The 17,533-nt window shown below is 59.4% G+C and carries 18 protein-coding genes; 6 read left to right on the forward strand and 12 right to left on the reverse strand.

All coding sequences use genetic code 11. From position 1 onward, the window contains the following. From mreD to VL003_RS13210, 3 genes are read right to left on the reverse strand one after another with little or no spacing between them, the layout of a single operon-like run. A complete protein-coding gene (gene mreD, locus VL003_RS13200; RefSeq protein ID WP_325443262.1) occupies positions 1-549 on the reverse strand; it encodes a rod shape-determining protein MreD in 549 nt (182 codons plus the stop codon). A 13-nt stretch (positions 550-562) separates the two neighbouring features. After that, on the reverse strand, positions 563-1,447 hold the full coding sequence (gene mreC, locus VL003_RS13205) for a rod shape-determining protein MreC (protein ID WP_325443223.1): 885 nt from the start codon (positions 1,445-1,447) through the stop codon (positions 563-565). Between the two features lie 49 nt (positions 1,448-1,496). After that, positions 1,497-2,540 carry a rod shape-determining protein gene (locus VL003_RS13210; RefSeq protein WP_325443225.1) on the reverse strand — a complete coding sequence of 348 codons (1,044 nt, stop codon included), beginning with the start codon at positions 2,538-2,540 and terminating at the stop codon, positions 1,497-1,499. Positions 2,541-2,698: 158 nt separating this feature from the next. Here VL003_RS13210 and gatC point away from each other — a divergent pair, with 158 nt between their 5' ends. From gatC to gatB, 3 genes are read left to right on the forward strand one after another with little or no spacing between them, the layout of a single operon-like run. Beyond that, positions 2,699-3,004 carry an Asp-tRNA(Asn)/Glu-tRNA(Gln) amidotransferase subunit GatC gene (gatC, locus tag VL003_RS13215; RefSeq protein ID WP_325443227.1) on the forward strand — a complete coding sequence of 102 codons (306 nt, stop codon included), beginning with the start codon at positions 2,699-2,701 and terminating at the stop codon, positions 3,002-3,004. A 2-nt stretch (positions 3,005-3,006) separates the two neighbouring features. After that, entirely contained in the window at positions 3,007-4,539 is a 1,533-nt protein-coding gene (gene gatA / locus VL003_RS13220) for an Asp-tRNA(Asn)/Glu-tRNA(Gln) amidotransferase subunit GatA (RefSeq protein WP_325443228.1), read from the forward strand. Further along, positions 4,539-5,993, forward strand: a complete 1,455-nt coding sequence (gene gatB / locus VL003_RS13225; RefSeq protein WP_325443230.1) for an Asp-tRNA(Asn)/Glu-tRNA(Gln) amidotransferase subunit GatB — start codon at positions 4,539-4,541, stop codon at positions 5,991-5,993. Before gatA ends, gatB begins: the two co-directional genes overlap by 1 nt. Before the next feature lie 46 nt (positions 5,994-6,039). Here the strand turns inward: gatB and pyrE are convergent, their stop codons facing one another. After that, on the reverse strand, positions 6,040-6,714 hold the full coding sequence (gene pyrE / locus VL003_RS13230; protein WP_325443232.1) for an orotate phosphoribosyltransferase: 675 nt from the start codon (positions 6,712-6,714) through the stop codon (positions 6,040-6,042). A 178-nt stretch (positions 6,715-6,892) separates the two neighbouring features. Next, positions 6,893-8,338, reverse strand: a complete 1,446-nt coding sequence (locus VL003_RS13235; protein WP_325443234.1) for an iron-containing redox enzyme family protein — start codon at positions 8,336-8,338, stop codon at positions 6,893-6,895. A 130-nt stretch (positions 8,339-8,468) separates the two neighbouring features. On the opposite strand from VL003_RS13235, the gene VL003_RS13240 reads away from it, so the two are divergent. Continuing rightward, a complete protein-coding gene (locus VL003_RS13240) occupies positions 8,469-9,422 on the forward strand; it encodes a class I SAM-dependent methyltransferase (RefSeq protein ID WP_325443236.1) in 954 nt (317 codons plus the stop codon). A 55-nt stretch (positions 9,423-9,477) separates the two neighbouring features. Here the strand turns inward: VL003_RS13240 and VL003_RS13245 are convergent, their stop codons facing one another. After that, positions 9,478-10,854, reverse strand: coding sequence for a diguanylate cyclase (locus VL003_RS13245; protein WP_325443238.1), 1,377 nt, complete (start codon positions 10,852-10,854; stop codon positions 9,478-9,480). Between the two features lie 166 nt (positions 10,855-11,020). On the opposite strand from VL003_RS13245, the gene VL003_RS13250 reads away from it, so the two are divergent. Continuing rightward, complete coding sequence (locus VL003_RS13250) at positions 11,021-11,746, forward strand: hypothetical protein (protein ID WP_325443240.1); 726 nt, start codon at positions 11,021-11,023, stop codon at positions 11,744-11,746. Positions 11,747-11,828: 82 nt separating this feature from the next. Here VL003_RS13250 and VL003_RS13255 read toward each other — a convergent pair whose 3' ends face one another. The 5 genes from VL003_RS13255 to metX all read right to left on the reverse strand — a co-directional run bounded on the left by VL003_RS13255 (position 11,829) and on the right by metX (position 16,548). Then, complete coding sequence (locus VL003_RS13255) at positions 11,829-12,404, reverse strand: YceI family protein (protein ID WP_325443242.1); 576 nt, start codon at positions 12,402-12,404, stop codon at positions 11,829-11,831. A gap of 114 nt (positions 12,405-12,518) precedes the next feature. Then, complete coding sequence (locus VL003_RS13260; protein WP_325443244.1) at positions 12,519-13,301, reverse strand: exodeoxyribonuclease III; 783 nt, start codon at positions 13,299-13,301, stop codon at positions 12,519-12,521. Between the two features lie 47 nt (positions 13,302-13,348). Continuing rightward, entirely contained in the window at positions 13,349-14,590 is a 1,242-nt protein-coding gene (locus tag VL003_RS13265) for a muropeptide transporter (protein WP_325443246.1), read from the reverse strand. A gap of 39 nt (positions 14,591-14,629) precedes the next feature. Next, positions 14,630-15,283, reverse strand: a complete 654-nt coding sequence (metW, locus tag VL003_RS13270) for a methionine biosynthesis protein MetW (protein ID WP_325443248.1) — start codon at positions 15,281-15,283, stop codon at positions 14,630-14,632. Next, complete coding sequence (gene metX / locus VL003_RS13275; protein WP_325443250.1) at positions 15,280-16,548, reverse strand: homoserine O-succinyltransferase MetX; 1,269 nt, start codon at positions 16,546-16,548, stop codon at positions 15,280-15,282. The genes metW and metX overlap by 4 nt, the downstream gene beginning before the upstream one ends. A 223-nt stretch (positions 16,549-16,771) precedes the next feature. On the opposite strand from metX, the gene VL003_RS13280 reads away from it, so the two are divergent. After that, entirely contained in the window at positions 16,772-17,050 is a 279-nt protein-coding gene (locus tag VL003_RS13280) for a helix-turn-helix domain-containing protein (protein ID WP_325443253.1), read from the forward strand. On the opposite strand, the gene VL003_RS13285 is transcribed toward VL003_RS13280, so the two are convergent. Continuing rightward, positions 16,977-17,489 carry a hypothetical protein gene (locus VL003_RS13285; RefSeq protein WP_325443255.1) on the reverse strand — a complete coding sequence of 171 codons (513 nt, stop codon included), beginning with the start codon at positions 17,487-17,489 and terminating at the stop codon, positions 16,977-16,979. The genes VL003_RS13280 and VL003_RS13285 overlap by 74 nt on opposite strands. Between the last annotated feature and the right edge of the window lie 44 nt (positions 17,490-17,533).

Here is a 17,533-nt window from a genome sequence, read left to right on the forward strand (position 1 = left end):
TCAGCCGGCGCCGGTATCGATTTCGTCTCGACGCCGCTGAGGAAGGTGTAAAAGGGTGTCGGCCAGCGGCCACAAGGCCACAGTGAACAGTGACGACCAGACCCAGGTCCAGCCTGTCCATTCGCCTGCCAGCCAGGCGTGCACGATGCGCGCTACGGCTTCGGAGGCGACGACTATGGGCAAAATGTGCACGGCCTGAGCCAAAGCACTGAAGTGTAGTAGACGCCTGGACAGCACAATGGTTCCGTAAGCGGCCAATACGTAAATCAGCGCTTGCTCGCCCATCAGGCCGGCGTCATGCACATCCATAAGCAGGCCGAACACAAACGCGGTGGTCATGCCGACGCGGCGCGGCTCGTTCAGACACCAGAACAGTATGACCAGCAGCAGTAAATCGGGCGCCGGTTGCCACAACCGCCAGGGCAGCAATGAAATGATCCACACCAGCAGAATGGAGCCCCAGATGAACAGCCCCCCTGACGGACGACGAAAGGGGGTGACGTCGATGGGCTCGAGCTTGGTGAGCGAAGACTTGCCGTGCACGGGCATCCGGCCTGTGGTGTTAATTGGGCGACGCTGAGCCATCAGATTCGTCCTCTGCGTCGTGGTGAGCGGGCTCGACCCTTAGCACCAGAAAATGCCGGTAGCGCTCTGGGTGCGACAACGGCGTGGCGACGGCCGTTGAAAACCCAGAAGCGTTATCGCGAATGATTTCGTCAACCTTGGCCACCGACAGCCCCGCCGGAAACAGCTCACCCACCCCGCTGGTGACCAGGACGTCGCCGGGCTGGATGTCAGTGTCGTTGGTCAGGTAGCGCACTTCGACCTTGCCGTCGGGGTGTCCACCAAAGGCAATAAGTCGCAAACCATTGCGCAACACCTGCACCGGTATCGACACCTTTTCGTCGTTGAGCAGCGCTGCTTCGGAGGTAAAAGGGGTGACCCGCACGATCTGGCCCACCACTCCGCCCTCGTCAATGACCGGCATGCCGGGCAAAATGCCGCTGTTGCGGCCCTTATCAAAGACCAGGTGCCGGGTAAATGCATTGGGCGGCTCGTACAACACCTGAACAGCCACCGATGGCTGCACCACCATGTCGGCCACGCTTAACAAGCGCCGAAGCTGCTGGTTTTCAGCCGAAAGCTGTGCCGCGTGCGTGGCGATCTGGGCCAGCTCAATGCGCTGACGCTGCAGGGCTTCTTTTTCAGTACGGGCCAATGAGGCTGCGTCGGTCCAGTCGCTGACGGCGGAAATGGCGTCTCGGGGCACCATGACGGCCCGCTGGAATGGGTATAGAGCCACCGAGATGACCTCGCGTGCTGGATCAAGCGCGCGCCAGCGGGTGTCGACAATAAGCAGAACCAGAGCCAGGACTACGAAGCAAAACAGCCGAAACTCGGCGGTCGGTCCACGCTTGAATAGCCTGATCGTCGCTTGTTCTTGCATTGTTGACCGCGCTTGCCTTCACATGCCCGGAGGCCCAAGGCCTGCCGCGTTAATCGTAAATAAAAACCGTACCCAGCCTTTCGAGGTGTTCAAGGGCTTCGCCGCAACCGCGAACGACGCAAGTGAGCGGGTCGTCGGCCACCACCACGGGCAACCCGGTTTCTTCTTGGAGAAGACGGTCGAGGTCGCGCAACAGCGCACCGCCGCCGGTCAGTGCAATACCCTTGTCGGTGATGTCGGCGCCCAGCTCGGGGGGCGTTTGCTCGAGAGCTGTTTTAACGGCCGAAACGATCTGGTTGAGCGGATCGGTGAGCGATTCGAGGATTTCGTTGGATGAGACGGTGAAACTACGGGGCACGCCTTCGGACAGGTTGCGTCCTTTGACTTCGATTTCGCGAATTTCGGCGCCCGGAAAGGCCGAGCCGATCTCTTTTTTGATGAGCTCGGCGGTGGGTTCGCCGATGAGCATGCCGTAGTTGCGACGAATGTAATTGATGATGGCTTCGTCGAATTTGTCGCCGCCGACACGCACCGAGCCTTTGTACACCATGCCGCCCAAAGAAATAACGGCAACTTCGGTGGTGCCACCGCCGATGTCGACCACCATTGAACCGCTGGCGTCAGACACGGCCAGGCCGGCACCGATTGCGGCGGCCATGGGTTCTTCGATAAGGAACACCTGGCTGGCGCCCGCCCCCAGGGCCGATTCGCGAATGGCGCGGCGTTCGACTTGGGTGGAACCGCAAGGCACGCAGATGATGATGCGCGGACTGGGCGCAAACATGCTGCGCGGGTGCACCATGCGAATAAACTGTTTGAGCATCTGCTCGGTAACGGTAAAGTCGGCAATGACGCCGTCTTTCATGGGGCGAATGGCTTCGATGTTGCCCGGCACACGCCCAAGCATCTGCTTGGCTTCGCGGCCTACCGCCTGAATGATTTTTTTGCCGCTGGCGCTTCCATCGTGACGAATGGCCACCACAGAGGGCTCATCAAGCACAATGCCTTTGCCCCGGACGTAAATAAGCGTGTTGGCGGTACCCAGGTCAACCGCCATATCGCTGGAGAAATAACTACGGAGGAATCCGAACATGTGCAGGAATTATTGTCGAAAAGATTGGAATACAAAGGACAACCGGGCCATTGACGGCTAAGCTTTTAATGATAACTTATAATTTACTCAAACCAGCAGTGATTTTGCCCTGCTTACCTTAAATTGCGGGCATTCCCCCAATAACATCCCCCAATCTTATGGCTATTACCGATCAAGACGTTGCACGCATCGCCAATCTCGCTCGCATTGCCCTTACCCCTCAGGGGGCCGAGCAAACCCGCCACGAACTGAACGGCATTCTGGGCCTGATCGAACAGCTTCAGGCTGTCGACACGCAGGGCGTCGAGCCTATGGCGCATCCGCTTTCGGCCCATCAGGCCATTAGCCTGCGTCTGCGCAAGGACGAGGCCGCACCGGGCAGCGAAACGCAACGCGCCGCGCTCATGGCCAACGCTCCTGCCACCGCCCAGGGCCTCTTTCTGGTGCCCACCGTCATCGAGTAACTATGCCCACCATGCCTTTACATTCCGAATTCGATTCCATCGAAGCGCTGCGCTCGGCCCTGAAAACCAGAAAGGTCAGTGCGCTTGAGCTGGCCGACAGCGCGCTTGATGCCGTACAGGCGGCCTCGCACCTGAACGCCTTCTTGCACGTCGATGCCGAGCTTACCCGCACCCAGGCGCGGGCGGCCGACGCCCTTCTGGCAAGCGGCCAGGCCGGCAGCCTGACCGGCGTGCCTATCGCCCACAAAGATGTTTTCGTCACGAAAGGCTGGCGCACCACGGCAGCCAGCAAAATGCTGGCTCAGTACACCAGCCCCTTCGATGCCACCGTGGTTTCCTTGCTTGAACAGGCCGGTGCCGTTTCGGTGGGCAAGCTCAATTGCGACGAATTCGCCATGGGCTCGGGCAACGAAAACTCGGCCTTTGGCCCGGCCCGCAATCCTTGGGATACCGACGCGGTGCCCGGTGGCTCGTCGGGCGGCTCTGCCGCCGCCGTGGCAGCGGGCCTGGTCATGGCGGCCACAGGTACCGACACGGGCGGCTCGGTACGCCAGCCCGCGGCGTTTTGCGGCGTCAGCGGCATCAAGCCCACCTACGGCACCGTGTCGCGCTTTGGCATGGTGGCCTACGGCTCCAGCCTCGACCAGGCTGGCCCTTTAGCCCGCCACGCACGCGACCTGCTCGAGCTGCTCGACCCCATCAGCACCTTTGACGAACGCGACGCCACCAGCTTGCCCGACTGCGACGGCGTGCCCAACCAGCCCGGCCGGGTGCGGGCCGAATTCAACGACGCATTGGCCCAGCAGCAAGCCGCCGGCGCCAAGCCCTTGCAAGGTCTTCGCATCGGCGTGCCTGCAGAGTTCTTCAACGAAGGGCTGGCACCGGAAGTGGCTCAGGCGGTCGAAGCAGCGCTGCAGGTGTACGAATCACTGGGCGCCCGACGAGTGCAAATCTCGTTGCCCCGCACCAAGCTCTCCATACCCGCCTATTACGTCATTGCCCCGGCCGAAGCCTCCAGCAACCTGTCGCGCTACGACGGCGTGCGTTACGGCCACCGCAGCGACACTTATGGCGACTTGGCCGACATGACCAGCCGCTCGCGCGCCGAAGGCTTCGGCCCCGAAGTGTTGCGCCGCATACTGGTGGGCACCTACGTGCTGTGCCATGGTTACTACGACGCCTACTACCTGCAGGCTCAGCGCGTTCGCCGCATGATCGCCAACGACTTCCAGCAGGCCTTTGCCGACCATTGCGACGTCATCATGGGGCCGGTTTCGCCGTCGGTAGCCAAGCGTATCGGCGAAAACCGCGACGACCCCACCGCCGACTGGCTGGCCGATATCTACACGCTGGGCGTCAGCCTGGCGGGCCTGCCGGCCATGTCCATTCCCTGCGGCTTCAGCTCAGGGGCCAAGCCGCTGCCCATTGGGCTGCAGCTTATCGGCAACTACTTCCACGAAGGCCGTCTGCTGGCCATTGCCGACAGCTTCCAGCAAGCCACCGACTGGCATCAACGTAAACCGGAACAGCAATAATGGAATGGGAAATCGTCATCGGGCTGGAAACCCACACCCAGCTCGCTACTGAATCGAAGATTTTTTCGAACAGCAGCACGCGCTTTGGCGCAGCGCCCAACACGCAGGCCAACGAGGTCGACATGGCCTTGCCCGGCAGCCTGCCCGTGCTCAATCGGGGCGCAGTCGACTGCGCCATACGCTTTGGTCTGGCCGTGGGCGCCCAGATTGCATCGCAGTCGATCTTTGCCCGCAAAAACTATTTTTATCCCGATCTGCCCAAAAACTACCAGATCAGCCAGTTTGAGCTGCCGGTGGTGCAAGGCGGCTCGCTGCGCTTTTTTGTCGGCGACCAAGAACACACCGTCAACCTAACACGCGCGCACCTCGAAGAAGACGCCGGTAAATCGCTGCACGAAAACTTCACGGGGCCGCACGGCGAGTCGTCGACGGGCATTGACCTGAACAGGGCTGGCACGCCGCTGCTCGAAATCGTCTCTGAGCCCGAAATGCGCTCGGCCGCCGAAGCCGTAGCCTACGCTCGTACCCTGCATGGGCTGGTGGTGTGGCTGGGCATTTGCGACGGCAATATGCAAGAAGGGTCATTTCGCTGCGATGCGAACGTTTCGGTTCGCCCCAAGGGCCAGGCTGAATTCGGCACCCGTTGCGAGATCAAAAACCTTAACTCGTTCAGGTTTCTTGAGCGCGCCATTCAATACGAGGCCCGCCGCCAGATCGAGCTTATCGAAGACGGCGGCACGGTACGTCAGGAAACCCGTTTGTATGATGCCGATCGCGACGAAACGCGCAGCATGCGCAGCAAAGAAGACTCTGACGATTACCGGTATTTTCCCGACCCCGATCTGCCGCCACTGGTCATTACCAACGAGTGGGTTCAACAAGTAAGCAAGGCTCTGCCCGAACTGCCCGCCGCCAAGCGCCAACGGTTTGAATCCGAGCTGGGCCTGACCAGCTACGACGCGTCTCAGCTCACCATGGATCGCGCCTACGCCGATTACTTCGAACAGGCCGCCGCCCAACTTCCCAAGGATCAGGCCAAGCTCGCCGCCAACTGGATACTGGGCGAACTTTCGGCTGCGCTTAACCGCGACGAACTGCCCATTGATCAAAGCCGCGTGGCGCCGCCACAACTGGCTGCACTGATTGCTCGCATTATCGACGGCACAGTCTCGAACAAGATCGCGCGCGACGTGTTCACGGCCATGTGGTCGGGTGAGAACAACGGCGACCCCGACGCCATTATCGAGGCCCGGGGCCTGAAGCAGATTAGCGATTCGGGTGCCATTGGCGCCATGATCGACGACGTGCTTGCCGCCAACCCCGCCATTGTCGAGCAATATCGGGCAGGCAAGGACAAGGCCTTCAATTCGCTGGTGGGCCAGATAATGAAGGCAGCCAAAGGCAAGGCCAACCCGGCGCAAGTGAACCAGTTATTGAAAGAAAAACTGGGTTGACGGCGCACCGGCCTGGGCCGCTATGCTGCGGCCCAGGCCGGATTCATCAGCTGACGCCGTATTTGTCGCGGTAAGCCGCTACGGCCTCGCGATGCTCGCCAAATTGAGGGTCGCCTTGCATCAGCGCCATGATGTCGCTGAGCGAAGCGATGCTGACCACTGGAATGCCGTAGGTGCCGGCCACGTCTTGCACAGCCGAGTGGCTGGAAAGCGCGTCGTCGGCGCCGGCTCGTTCCATGCGGTCAAGCGCAATAAGCACGGCCGCGGGCTCGGCGCCGGCATGGCGAATGATCTGCACCGACTCGCGCACCGAGGTGCCTGCCGTAATCACGTCATCGATAATCACCACACGCCCCTCGAGCGGCGCACCGACCAATACGCCGCCTTCGCCGTGGTCTTTGGCTTCTTTGCGGTTGAATGCAAAGGGCACATTGCGCTCGGCGGTTGCAGGGTGGTTGGCCAGCGCGACGGCCGTTGCGGTTGCCAGGGGAATACCCTTGTAGGCAGGGCCGAAAAGCATGTCGAACTCTACCCCGGAATCAATCAGTGCCTCGGCGTAGAAATTTGCCAGGCGGCCCACGGATGAACCCGAGTTGAACAGCCCTGCATTAAAGAAGTAGGGGCTTACACGCCCCGATTTGACCTTGAACTGGCCAAAGCGCAATACGCCCTGCTCTAGAGAAAAACGAACGAAGTCGGTGCGGGAATTGGTGTCGGCCATGACTCAACTGATAAATACTTGAAAGCCGTATTATCGAGCATAAACCGCAGGTCATAAAACCGATGGCCCGAAAAGCAGCGATTGCCGGCCAAAAAAAGTTCGATCAGCTAAATTTAACGCATCCCTGGCCCCTATTCCGGGCCTGCTTTACCGACCCACCAGGCGCGCTCCGCAACAGTCAGGCCGCGCGCAGCAAGCGACTGAACATCCGTGTCGCCAACAACCCCGGCGGTGTATGGTGCACCGAAGGGTCCAGCATGCGCACCAGCTCGGCCATCAATTCGCGACGATCAGAGGCCTGCACCAGACGCTCTTCCATTTTGCGCATCTCTGCCGCAAAGTCGCCCGCAGCGTCAGTGGGCAGGCCCGCATCGATTGCACCGGACGAGGCGGCCGACATACTGCCGATTATGCTTTGCCCGTGCTTGCCTTCCGACGGGCCAAGGCTGCGAGCCTTCCTGGGCAGGGCATCGCCCCAGATCCAATCGTGAATGACCTGGCGCTCGTAGCCGCTGAAGACACCGAACATATCGCCCCCTTGGGAAAGCAGATTCCAGAAACGGCTTTGCTCGGGATTGCAATTTCTTTTGAACCATCCGTGTCGTTCGAGCTCGTTCAAAAAACGGGGAATATCGTTGACGCAGGACAGCCACTGATTGATCGTACGGCCCGCCACCTTACATCTGTTGGAATGCATGTGCCGCCCATGAACCGCTTTTTGCGCCATAATGCGCGCCATTTCGGCCTCGAGATCAAAAGAGTCAATGACCTCGACGGTGCCCTTGCCCAACTCGTTCAGCAAATAGCCGCGCCGTATACGTTGGTAATAGTTTTTGTCGTCGCCCATGGCCGGCTTTAAACGCGTTACTGCTTCCAGGGCCTTGCGCGCATGGCCGCTACCGGCGTTGTCTACCGTAACGTGCACCTGAAAATAGTAATGGTCGATGCCCAGCTCTTTCAGTTCGTGGCTGGTTATTAACAGATGCAGCGGCAACTGTTCATACCCCAGGTTAAAACCGATGATCTCGGGCAGATAGTGCGAGGCGCTTCGCGCCAGGCTCAGTTGAATCGCACCCTGCACGTAATGCGCATCATCCAATGCATCCAATTGCTCGCAATCGTTAGCCGCCAACAGCCGCCGGTACATCACCACGTGGTTGTCCGCCGGCAGCCCCTCGCCCAGTTCTTCAAGATATATACGGATCAGGCCCCGATAACGGTCGTCCCACCATTGACTTAAAGCGCCGTAAAGCCAGGCGCCGTCCACCAGCTTGGTCGGCGCCACCCCGCGCAAAAAGTACAAGGCATGCGACCGACTGGAAAAATAACGTCGGGGCGCACCGGCTTCCCGTTCCTGGAGGTAGTCGAGATACTGGCGTCCCACGATCTCGTGCCGTTGTGCCATCCATTCGATCAGGCCCGACTCGCACGCGGGGAGATCGCAGGGCAGTTTGCCGGCCTGTTCCAGACACTGCTCGAGGTAGTCGAAAGAGGCTTCCGACCCTTGTTGTGCAGGCGCCTGATACAGAAGCTCGTAGTGGGCACGTGCCTGGCCGACACCAGAAGGGTGATCTTCGCTCAGGGCCCAGCCCAGGGTTGATTCGCTAGTAGTTCTGTTCTGCATTCGATTTCACCAAGCTCGCCAAATGCCTTTGAATAGCAACCCACATGCCCGGGGCCGACCAAGCGCGGCATTTGCCGCTGCGCTCGGCCCCATGCTAATTTGGAACCCTTGCCCACCCCCGGGGGTACCCATGCAGGATCAACCCGTTTTCTTGCAACATGCAGACCCGGCGCTAATGCGTTTAGCCGCATTTGCACGCCGGCACGACTACTCTTTTACCACCCCCAGCCCCAGCACGCACGCCCGTGTAAACAGCCGCCCCGAAAACCAATGGGCCACCGACATGCGCGGCGTTCTAGGGTGGAACCGCCCGTTCAAGGCCGATGCAATCTCGCCCGAGCTATACCAGCTGATGCAACAGGCGCTGCTGCCGGTGCGCATCAAAGGCGGCTGGAAAAGCCGCCTTCGCCTTTCCGCCCTTGATGACCAGCTTTACTGGCACTCGGGCTTTCCCACGTCGGAAACAGATGCGGTATTTTTTGGCCCTGACACCTATCGCTTCACTCAGTCCATTCAGCTTTACCTGCAAAGCCGCCGGCAACCCATCCGGCGCGCTTTTGACATAGGCTGCGGTGCCGGAGCCGGCGCGCTGAGCATTGCACTGGCAAGGCCTGAGGCCGAAGTATGGGCCGGAGACATCAATGAGGCCGCCTTGCGACTTACAGCGGTGAACGCTCAAATGGCCGGCGCGGGGGGGCTCCAGCTGTGTCGCAGCAACCTGCTCGATGGCGTGGCAGGCGAATTCGACCTGGTGGTGGCCAACCCGCCTTACCTTAATGACCCGCTGGAACGCACCTACAGGCATGGTGGCGGCAGCCACGGGCAGGCCCTGGCGGTGGCCATGCTAACGGCCGCACTGTCGCGCCTGGCCCCAGGGGGAACCCTGCTTCTTTACACCGGGGCGACCATTGTTGACGGCCAGGATACGTTTCTGAAAAGCGCACGTCCGATCCTTGAAAAGGCCACGGCAGATTGGCATTATCGCGAACTGGATCCGGACGTATTCGGCGAAGAGCTGGATAACCCGGGCTACCGGGACGCCGAACGCATTGCCGCAGTATTGCTGCAGGTCAGCAAGCCTTGAACGCCGCGAAGCCCCCTGAGCAGCGCCGCAGGCTGTTGACGCTTTCGCGGCTTTTCTAGGCAGCCACAATGCAATCGCGGCCCGAATGCTTGGCCTGATACAGGGCTTTGTCGGCGCGACGCAAGGTATGCTGGTAATCGGGATGGCCGTCGTATAGCGCCACACCGATGCTCATCGTGATCGAAAGCTTATGGTCGCCGCCGGGCAAATCGAACGGCTCGGCTGCGACGGTACGACGCAGTTTCTCGGCCACCCGCAGCGCAGACTCTTCGTCGATATCGACCAGCAAAATCAAAAACTCTTCGCCCCCCAGGCGAAAGGTATAGTCGCCTGCCCGGCTGTTATCACTGAGCAGCACGGCCAACTGTTGCAACACCATGTCGCCTGCCTCGTGACCGTGTGCGTCATTGATGCTTTTGAAGTGGTCGACGTCTAAAGTAAGTATGGCAAAACCTGTGTCGTGCTGACGAGCGTGGGCCACCTCTTTGGACAGAACCACCGGTAGGAACTTGCGGTTCAACAGCCTGGTCAATGCATCGCGCCCGGCTTCAAGTTCGCTGGTCTGCTGGAACATTGAATCAAGCGACAAGGCCACGGTCTGAGAAACGTTACGCAGCTCGCGAAGCAGTTGCGAGCGATCGACAGGTTCGCCGTTCTTAGCTGAGAAAGCGGGCAGCAGCTCGTCGTCGATGGATTGAATGCTTTTGAGTATGTCGGCAGTCTCGCTCATCCCGCTGAAAGCATGGGCGCCCTTGTGCCTGAACCATAAGCCGAACTCACTGGCGCCGATGCGAGGCAGCACCGCCCCATCCTGGCCCACGGCCAGGTCAAACATAAGCTTGTTTTCCCAATCAAGCAGCGCCGCACGTTGGCGTTGCCTTTCTGTCGCCACGTTCTGGACGACGGAGAACAGCCGGTAGGCCTCTTGGCTGCGGCTATTGCGTTCGTGCGAGCTGGAGTAGGTCTGGCCCATGATCTCCATGGCCAGGTCAATGATCAACTGCATGAACATGATGCCTTCAAGCCGTTTCTCCGGCTCAAGGTCTGTGTCTTCGCGAACAACCTGAGCGAAACGCTCTTTTAGGTGGCGCGCGCCCCGCAATACCAGGTGAACGGGCACGTTGATGCGCGCGTGGACCTGGCCGACATTTTTTTGCAGGGCAACCAGCGGCTTGACGTCGTCGTCGATACGTGCAGAAAAAACGGTGGATACCCAGGCGCACAGTGAACCGTGCAGCCTGTCTCGGACCTGGTCGTGCGACAACAGCTTTGAGGCGGCAGGGTCGTTCAGCAAACAAGCATAAAAATGGTCGGCCAAAACAACCTGATTACGCTCACCGAGCTCGCCCACCCGCTCGATGACATCTCGCGGAAATCGCGCGAGCACCGCTTGCCATTCAAGGGCTAGCTGCTCGGTGGAAAAGCTGAACATATGTGGTTCCTGTCAAACTGTGGGCCGATGCGGTTGGACCGGCCCGATTTTGGCTCCCATGGCACCGTCAAAGGCGCGCCACGGGTTTTCTGATAAAGTCTTGGGCGATAAACCCGGCCAGGGTAGGGTCGGCCTTGGCAAAAACAGCAATGGCAACAGGAGCGGCATGAATCATAGCCGAATTGCGCTGATGATCGTTACCTTGGGAATAGGGCTAACTGCGTGTACAGGCCCTGCGTCGGTGTCTCGTGGTGAGGGGCCGGCTTCCGAGACGATGTCGTTTGACCAATTGGCCCAGACCGATTTCAATCGAACCGTTACGATTGCCATGCGCGATAACCTCAACAGCCTGACTCGGCTGCTAGAGAAATTATATCGCCGCAACCCGAGCGAGTGGCGCAAAACGGGCGCTGCCGACATTGACGCTGCCATATTGGCCGGCCGCATGGCGATCGAGTCAGGCCATCCGCCGCCGGGCCTGCAGGGTCTGCGCGACATCCAGATATTATCAGTTGCGCTTGACCCGCAATATCAGGGTGACCGGGTTGCGGCCTTTGTACTGGGTTTAAGCGACATGATCGTTCAGGCACATGGGGGAAAAATCCGCTTTTATGCCTCGGACATGCTGGAAGCCACCCACGTGTACAACGCAGCCCGTAACGTCGAAGCCGCTGCCTGGCTGCTGGCCAGCCGACGCAATCAACATGGCCAACCACTGCTGCTGGCCAACGAGATTTCCAACGAATCAACAAACCTGAGCTTCGAGCGAGAGTTCGGCCAATTGATTGGTCGTCTTGATCTGGTGGCCAACCTGCTTGACGAAAACATTCGCCGCGTGGGTATCAATTACATGCAGGGCCTGCTGTTCTTCAACTTCCTGCCGGTGCGCTAGCACAGCGCCCTGACCGCGCCAGACAAGCACGAGCCGGCCTGCTCGTCAGAGGCCGGCTCGTGCGTATGTAAGGGACCGGTTTTTATTTTCTTACCGCCTCGATCTGGATCAACAACCGGACGTCGTCGGGCACACCCATGTCGATGCCCCAGTTCATGCCCCACTGGCTGCGCTTGATGGTGGTTTCGAAATCACCGCCGCACACCGGCGCCTTAAGTACCGGCTGGTCGTAGCAATTGAACCGCTTGCCGTCCAGGGTTACGGGCTGTGTCTTGCCAAGCAGGGTAAGCTCGCCCTTCACCGATTGAAGCTTGTCGCCGTTGAACTTGAACTCTTTGCTGACAAATTTGGCTTCGGGGAATTTTTCAACGTCGAAAAAGTCGGCTGTTTTAAGATGCTTGTCGAACCCTTCGATCCCTGAACTGACAGAGGCGGTGTCGATGGTCATTTCGGTGCTACCGGTACCGGCTTCGCGATCAAGCTCGACAAATCCCTTGACCGTGTCAAAGCGGGCGCGCACGGTCGAGGTATTGAAATGAATCACCTCGAAGTTGACAAATGTATGGGTGGGTTCGACTTCGTAGCGTATGGGCGCGGCCTGAACACTACTTGTTGCGGCAAGGGCCGCTATGCAAAAGGCGCTGGCGACAATCTTCATGATGGCTCCTGGTCAGATAAAGGCCCAGATCAACCGGCGCAAGTATGGCGGCGCCGCGACACCGGAAGTCAGGCACCTGCCAGCATAAACCATGGGGCGACAGCGCGATAGCCGTCAAAGCGCCCAGTCGTAATCGATGGTCAACGGCGCGTGGTCGCTGAACCATTGTTCTTTATATATGGACGCCTGTTTGGCCGTGGCGGCAATGGCCGGCGTGGCAATCTGATAATCAATGCGCCAGCCCACATTATTGGCCCGCGCCTGGCCCCGGTTGCTCCACCACGTATAGGCGTCTCCCGTTGCGTCCGGGTAAAGGCTGCGATACACATCAACCCACTCCAGCTCGTCAAACACTCGGGTCAGCCACGCACGCTCTTCGGGCAAAAAGCCGCTGTTTTTCAGGTTTCCTTTCCAGTTTTTAAGGTCGATTTCTTTGTGGGCGATGTTCCAGTCGCCGCACAAGACCACCTGACACCCGCGCTGCGCGAGGTCGTTCAAATGGCCGAAGAAATGCTCCATGAATGCAAATTTGGCGGCTTGCCGGTGCTCGCCGCTGGAACCCGAGGGCAGATAAAGAGAAATTAGCGCCAGCTTGTCGTACACCAGTTCAAGATAGCGGCCTTCGGCATCGATTTCGGGTACGCCCAGACCCACGATGACGTCGTTGGGCTCGTGGGGCGTGTACACGCCAACCCCGCTATAGCCCTTTTTTTCAGCGTAATGAAAATAGCCTTTGCCGCCCGGCAGCGTCAGCATTTCCGGCGTCATATTGGCTTCTTGCGCTTTGAGCTCTTGCACGCAGATGAAATCGGCGTTTTGTGCCTGGGCCCAAGGCAAGAACCCCTTGTTGGTTGCCGAACGTATGCCGTTCAGGTTGGCAGAAATGACACGAAGCATGACAACATCACCCTAACTCAAAAAAACAGTGAACCTCGCCGGCCGCATCAGGCTTGTTGCAGTGTGGCGTCCAAAGCACGTATGTCGCGGCGCTTCCACCACAGCAGAAGCAAGCCGGGCACGGCGATCAGCACCGTCAAGACAAAAAATGTGGGCCAGCCCAGGTTCTGGACCAGCGGCGGTGTAAGCGGCCCTGCCAAATAAGTACGCCCCACGGCCGAAAGGGCCGAAAGCAAGGCAAACTGGGTGGCTGAAAAACGTTGGTTGCACAACGCCATCAGCAACGCCACGAACGCAGCAGTACCCAGCCCGCCACAGATGTTTTCCACGCCCACGACCAGGGCCATGGAATATAGATGAGGCGGCGTAACCGCCAGCACCCAGTAACCGAAGTTGGACACAGCCTGCAGTATGCCGAACCACATCAGCGAGCGGTACAGGCCCATGCGCGACATCAGCGCCCCGCCCGCCAGGGCGCCCACAATAGTGGCGGCCAGACCAAATATCTTATTGACCATGCCCACCTCTTCGGTGCTGAAGCCGGCGCCGCGCAGCAGGAAGGTGGTCGAAAGCGCGCCCGCAAAAGCGTCGCCCAGTTTATACAGAACAATCAGCAGCAGGATCATGACCGCACCGCGGCGGCTGAAGAACTCGGCAAGGGGTTGAACCACGGCCTGGGCCAACGTGCGCGGCGGCGCCACCACCACCTCGGGCTCGGGTGCCAGCAAAGTGGCCACGGCACAAACCAGCATGAACGCACCCATAAGCATGTAGGTATGCTCCCAGCCCAGCCAGCTACCTGCCAGCACCAGCGCAAGCCCGCCGGACACGATCATGGCCAGCCGGTAGCCCAGCACTTTCAGGGCGGCCCCGGCCGCCCGCTCGTTGTCGCGCAGCACGTCGGTGCTATAGGCGTCAAAGGCAATGTCTTGCGTGGCCGACAAGAACGCCACCAACACCGCCAGCAGCGCCAGCCACAGCAGATTGTTTGCCGGCGACAAGAGACCCATGCAGGCTATGGTAATGGCCAGCAGCACCTGGCAGGAGAACATCCAGCTGCGTCGGCGCCCTAAAAATGGCGGTGCATAGCGGTCGATCAGCGGCGCCCACAGAAACTTCAGCGTATAGGCTGTACCAACCAGGGTAAGAAAGCCGATGTTCTGCAGCGATACGCCCGCCACGGTGGCCCAGGCTTGCAAGGTACCGCTGGTAAGCGCCAGCGGCAATCCGCTGGCAAAGCCCAGCACCAGCAGCGGGAACACACGCGGGCTGGTGTAAACATTGGTCAATGAAGCGATGATCGCCCCCCAATTGAGTTCAGATGATTCTTACTTTGGCGCCGCCATAGGCGATTCAAAGCGATAGACCGCCAAGGTACTGCGCCAGCCGGCGAGAAACTTTACCTCGTTTTCGCCATTGAAAGTGGCCAGATGCGTAATGCGCAGCTTGAGCTTGGCCGCCAGGTCTTCGAAATCTTTAAGCGTACACAAGTGGATGTTCGGCGTGTTGTACCACTGATAGGGCATCTCGCCCGTTACCGGCATCCGCCCCCGCAGAATTGAAAACCCGTGCGGCCAGTAGCCGAAATTGGGGAACGACACGATGCCGCAACGCGCCACCCGAGCCATTTCGGTCAGGATATGCTCGGTATGATGCATGGCCTGCAAGGTTTGCGACAATACCACCGAGTCAAACTGCTGGTCATCGAACAGCGCCAGCCCTTCTTCAAGGTTTTGCTGCACCACCCGCACCCCACGCCGCACGGCGGTAATGACCCGCGTGTCGTCAAACTCGACCCCCGCCCCTTCGACGCTTTTCCGGTCTCGCAAGTAAGCCAGCAAGGTGCCGTCTCCGCAGCCCAGGTCGAGCACCCGGCTGCCTGGATCTATCCAACTGGCGATGCGGGCCAGATCGGGACGCAACGCCAGTCCGGCATCATGACTTGCCGCGCTGCCCGCAGCCAGGTTTGGTGTGTGGCTCATGTCGGCACCCCGGTTCGCGATTGCTTTGCCAGCACGCCGTTGACGGATTGCCGCCCGGGCAAGCCCAACTGCAGTGCGATGCGGTCATAGTAGCCCTGCACCACCGCATGATATCGGGGGTCTTCAAGCAAAAAGGCATCGTGCCCATGGGGCGCGTCAATCTCAGAGTACGTAACCGGCGTTTTGTTCTTGAGCAAGGCCTGTACGATTTCGCGCGACCTTGAGGGCGGAAAACGCCAATCGGTGCTGAACGACACCAGCAAGAACTCGGCGGTTGCCATACTAAGCGCCTTGGCCAGATCACCCCCCGTTGCTCTGGAAGGATCGAAGTAGTCAAGCGCCCGGGTGATCAGCAAATACGTATTGGCGTCGAAGTAGGTCGAGAACTTCTCGCCCTGGTACCGCAGGTAAGACTCAACTTCGAACTCAACGCCGTAGCCGTAGTGGTATTCGCCGTTCTTGCCCGGCGATCGCTGTGTGCGGCCGAACTTGGCGGCCATGTCATCGTCAGACAAATAAGTAATGTGGCCGATCATGCGTGCCACCGACAAGCCGCTACGGGGCACCGTGCCGTGGTCGTAGTAATCACCCCCATGAAAATCCGGGTCGGAAATAATCGCGCGCCTGGCCACCTCGTTGAAGCCGATATTCTGGGCCGACAGCCTGGGCGTGCTGGCTATGACAATGCAATGTCCAATGCGCTCGGGGCAAGTAATGGCCCAACCCAATGCCTGCATACCGCCCAATGAGCCGCCCATGACAGCCGCAAACTTTTCAATGCCGAAGTGGTCGGCCAGCCGCGCTTGGGCCAGCACCCAGTCTTTGACTGTAAGCATCGGAAATGCGGCGCCCCAGGGTTTGCCGGTGGCCGGGTTGATACTGGCCGGCCCTGTCGAGCCGAAGCACGAGCCGATGTTGTTGACGCCGATGACAAAAAAACGGTCGGTGTCCACCGCCTTGCCAGGGCCCACCATGTTGTCCCACCAGCCGATGTCCTTGGGGTTGTCGGCCGACATGCCGGCCACATGATGCGATGCGTTCAGTGCATGGCAGACCAGTACGGCATTGCTGCGGTCGGCATTGAGCGTGCCATAGGTTTCAACGGCCAGCTCGTAAGACGGCAATACCTGGCCGCTGCTGAGCTGCAACGGCTCGGTGAACGAAATGAATTGGGGGGTGACCAGACCGACGGACCCTGCGGGTACCACCACGGCGTCGGGGGATGTGGATGCGTCGGATTCGGAAGAAATATGCAGCGGGACCATATGGACCTTCTTTAGCTGGATTTATCAGGCGCCCGCAAGCGGATCAGGCAAATCGGCGCCACATACATCCTTCTATTCTAGCATCAGCGCCCTTCGCGCGACATTTACGACCTTGTATTGGGGAGGCCCTTGATTTACCTAAACGAATAAAGTTGATACATTTGCTTATTCAAAGAAATATAAATATACGCGGGCATTACCACCGCGAACCACGGGAGACCATATGAAGCCGCTATCGAGGCGCGAACTCGAATGCCTGCATTGGGCTTCGCTGGGGAAAACCAGCTGGGAGATCGGCGCCATCCTTGGCATAACTGAACGCACCATCAACTTTCATATTCAGAATGCCTGTCGCAAGCTGCAGGTGCGCGGTCGCCAGGCCGCCATTACCGCCGCGCACCATGCAGGCCTGCTTCATAGGGCGGTTTTTAGCGCGTCTTTGCCAGCGAATCCAGAAACTGCCGTGCGGACTCATGTTCAAAGCCATCTGCGGGCCCCATGACCAGGCCTTCGACCAAGCCAGTGTCGGCTACCCACACCTGCGCCTGAAGCAGCATACTGCCGGATTTTCCACCCTGTAGTTCAAATCGTTGACCAAATTCGGGCAGTTCGACCGGCGCCTCGAGACCCAGATTGCGATACAACGACGCAATAACCGTTTGACCCATGCTTTCGCGCAAGGCGGGGTCGCCGGCCATGGCGGCAGGCCAGCGTGCGTGCCCCACTGCAAAAATCGTATCGCCAACGTCGACGGTGGTCAGGTTGAAGGAAACATCGTGACCCGAGAACTGCAGGGCTCTGGTGTGAGTACGCGGCTTATCAGGAAACAGCACCATTCCGACCCCGTCGTCCACCGAGACCTCGCGCCAGTTGTACTCGGGAGAGCATCCCGCCAACAGCGTCATTAATAGGGCCAGTACAAAAATTTGAATTTGCCTCATGGCGTCTTCCTGTGTACCTTGGATCTTATCTGGGCAAATTTATG

It is taken from the genome of Pusillimonas sp., from assembly GCF_035515275.1.
Lineage (GTDB): Bacteria > Pseudomonadota > Gammaproteobacteria > Burkholderiales > Burkholderiaceae_B > Pusillimonas.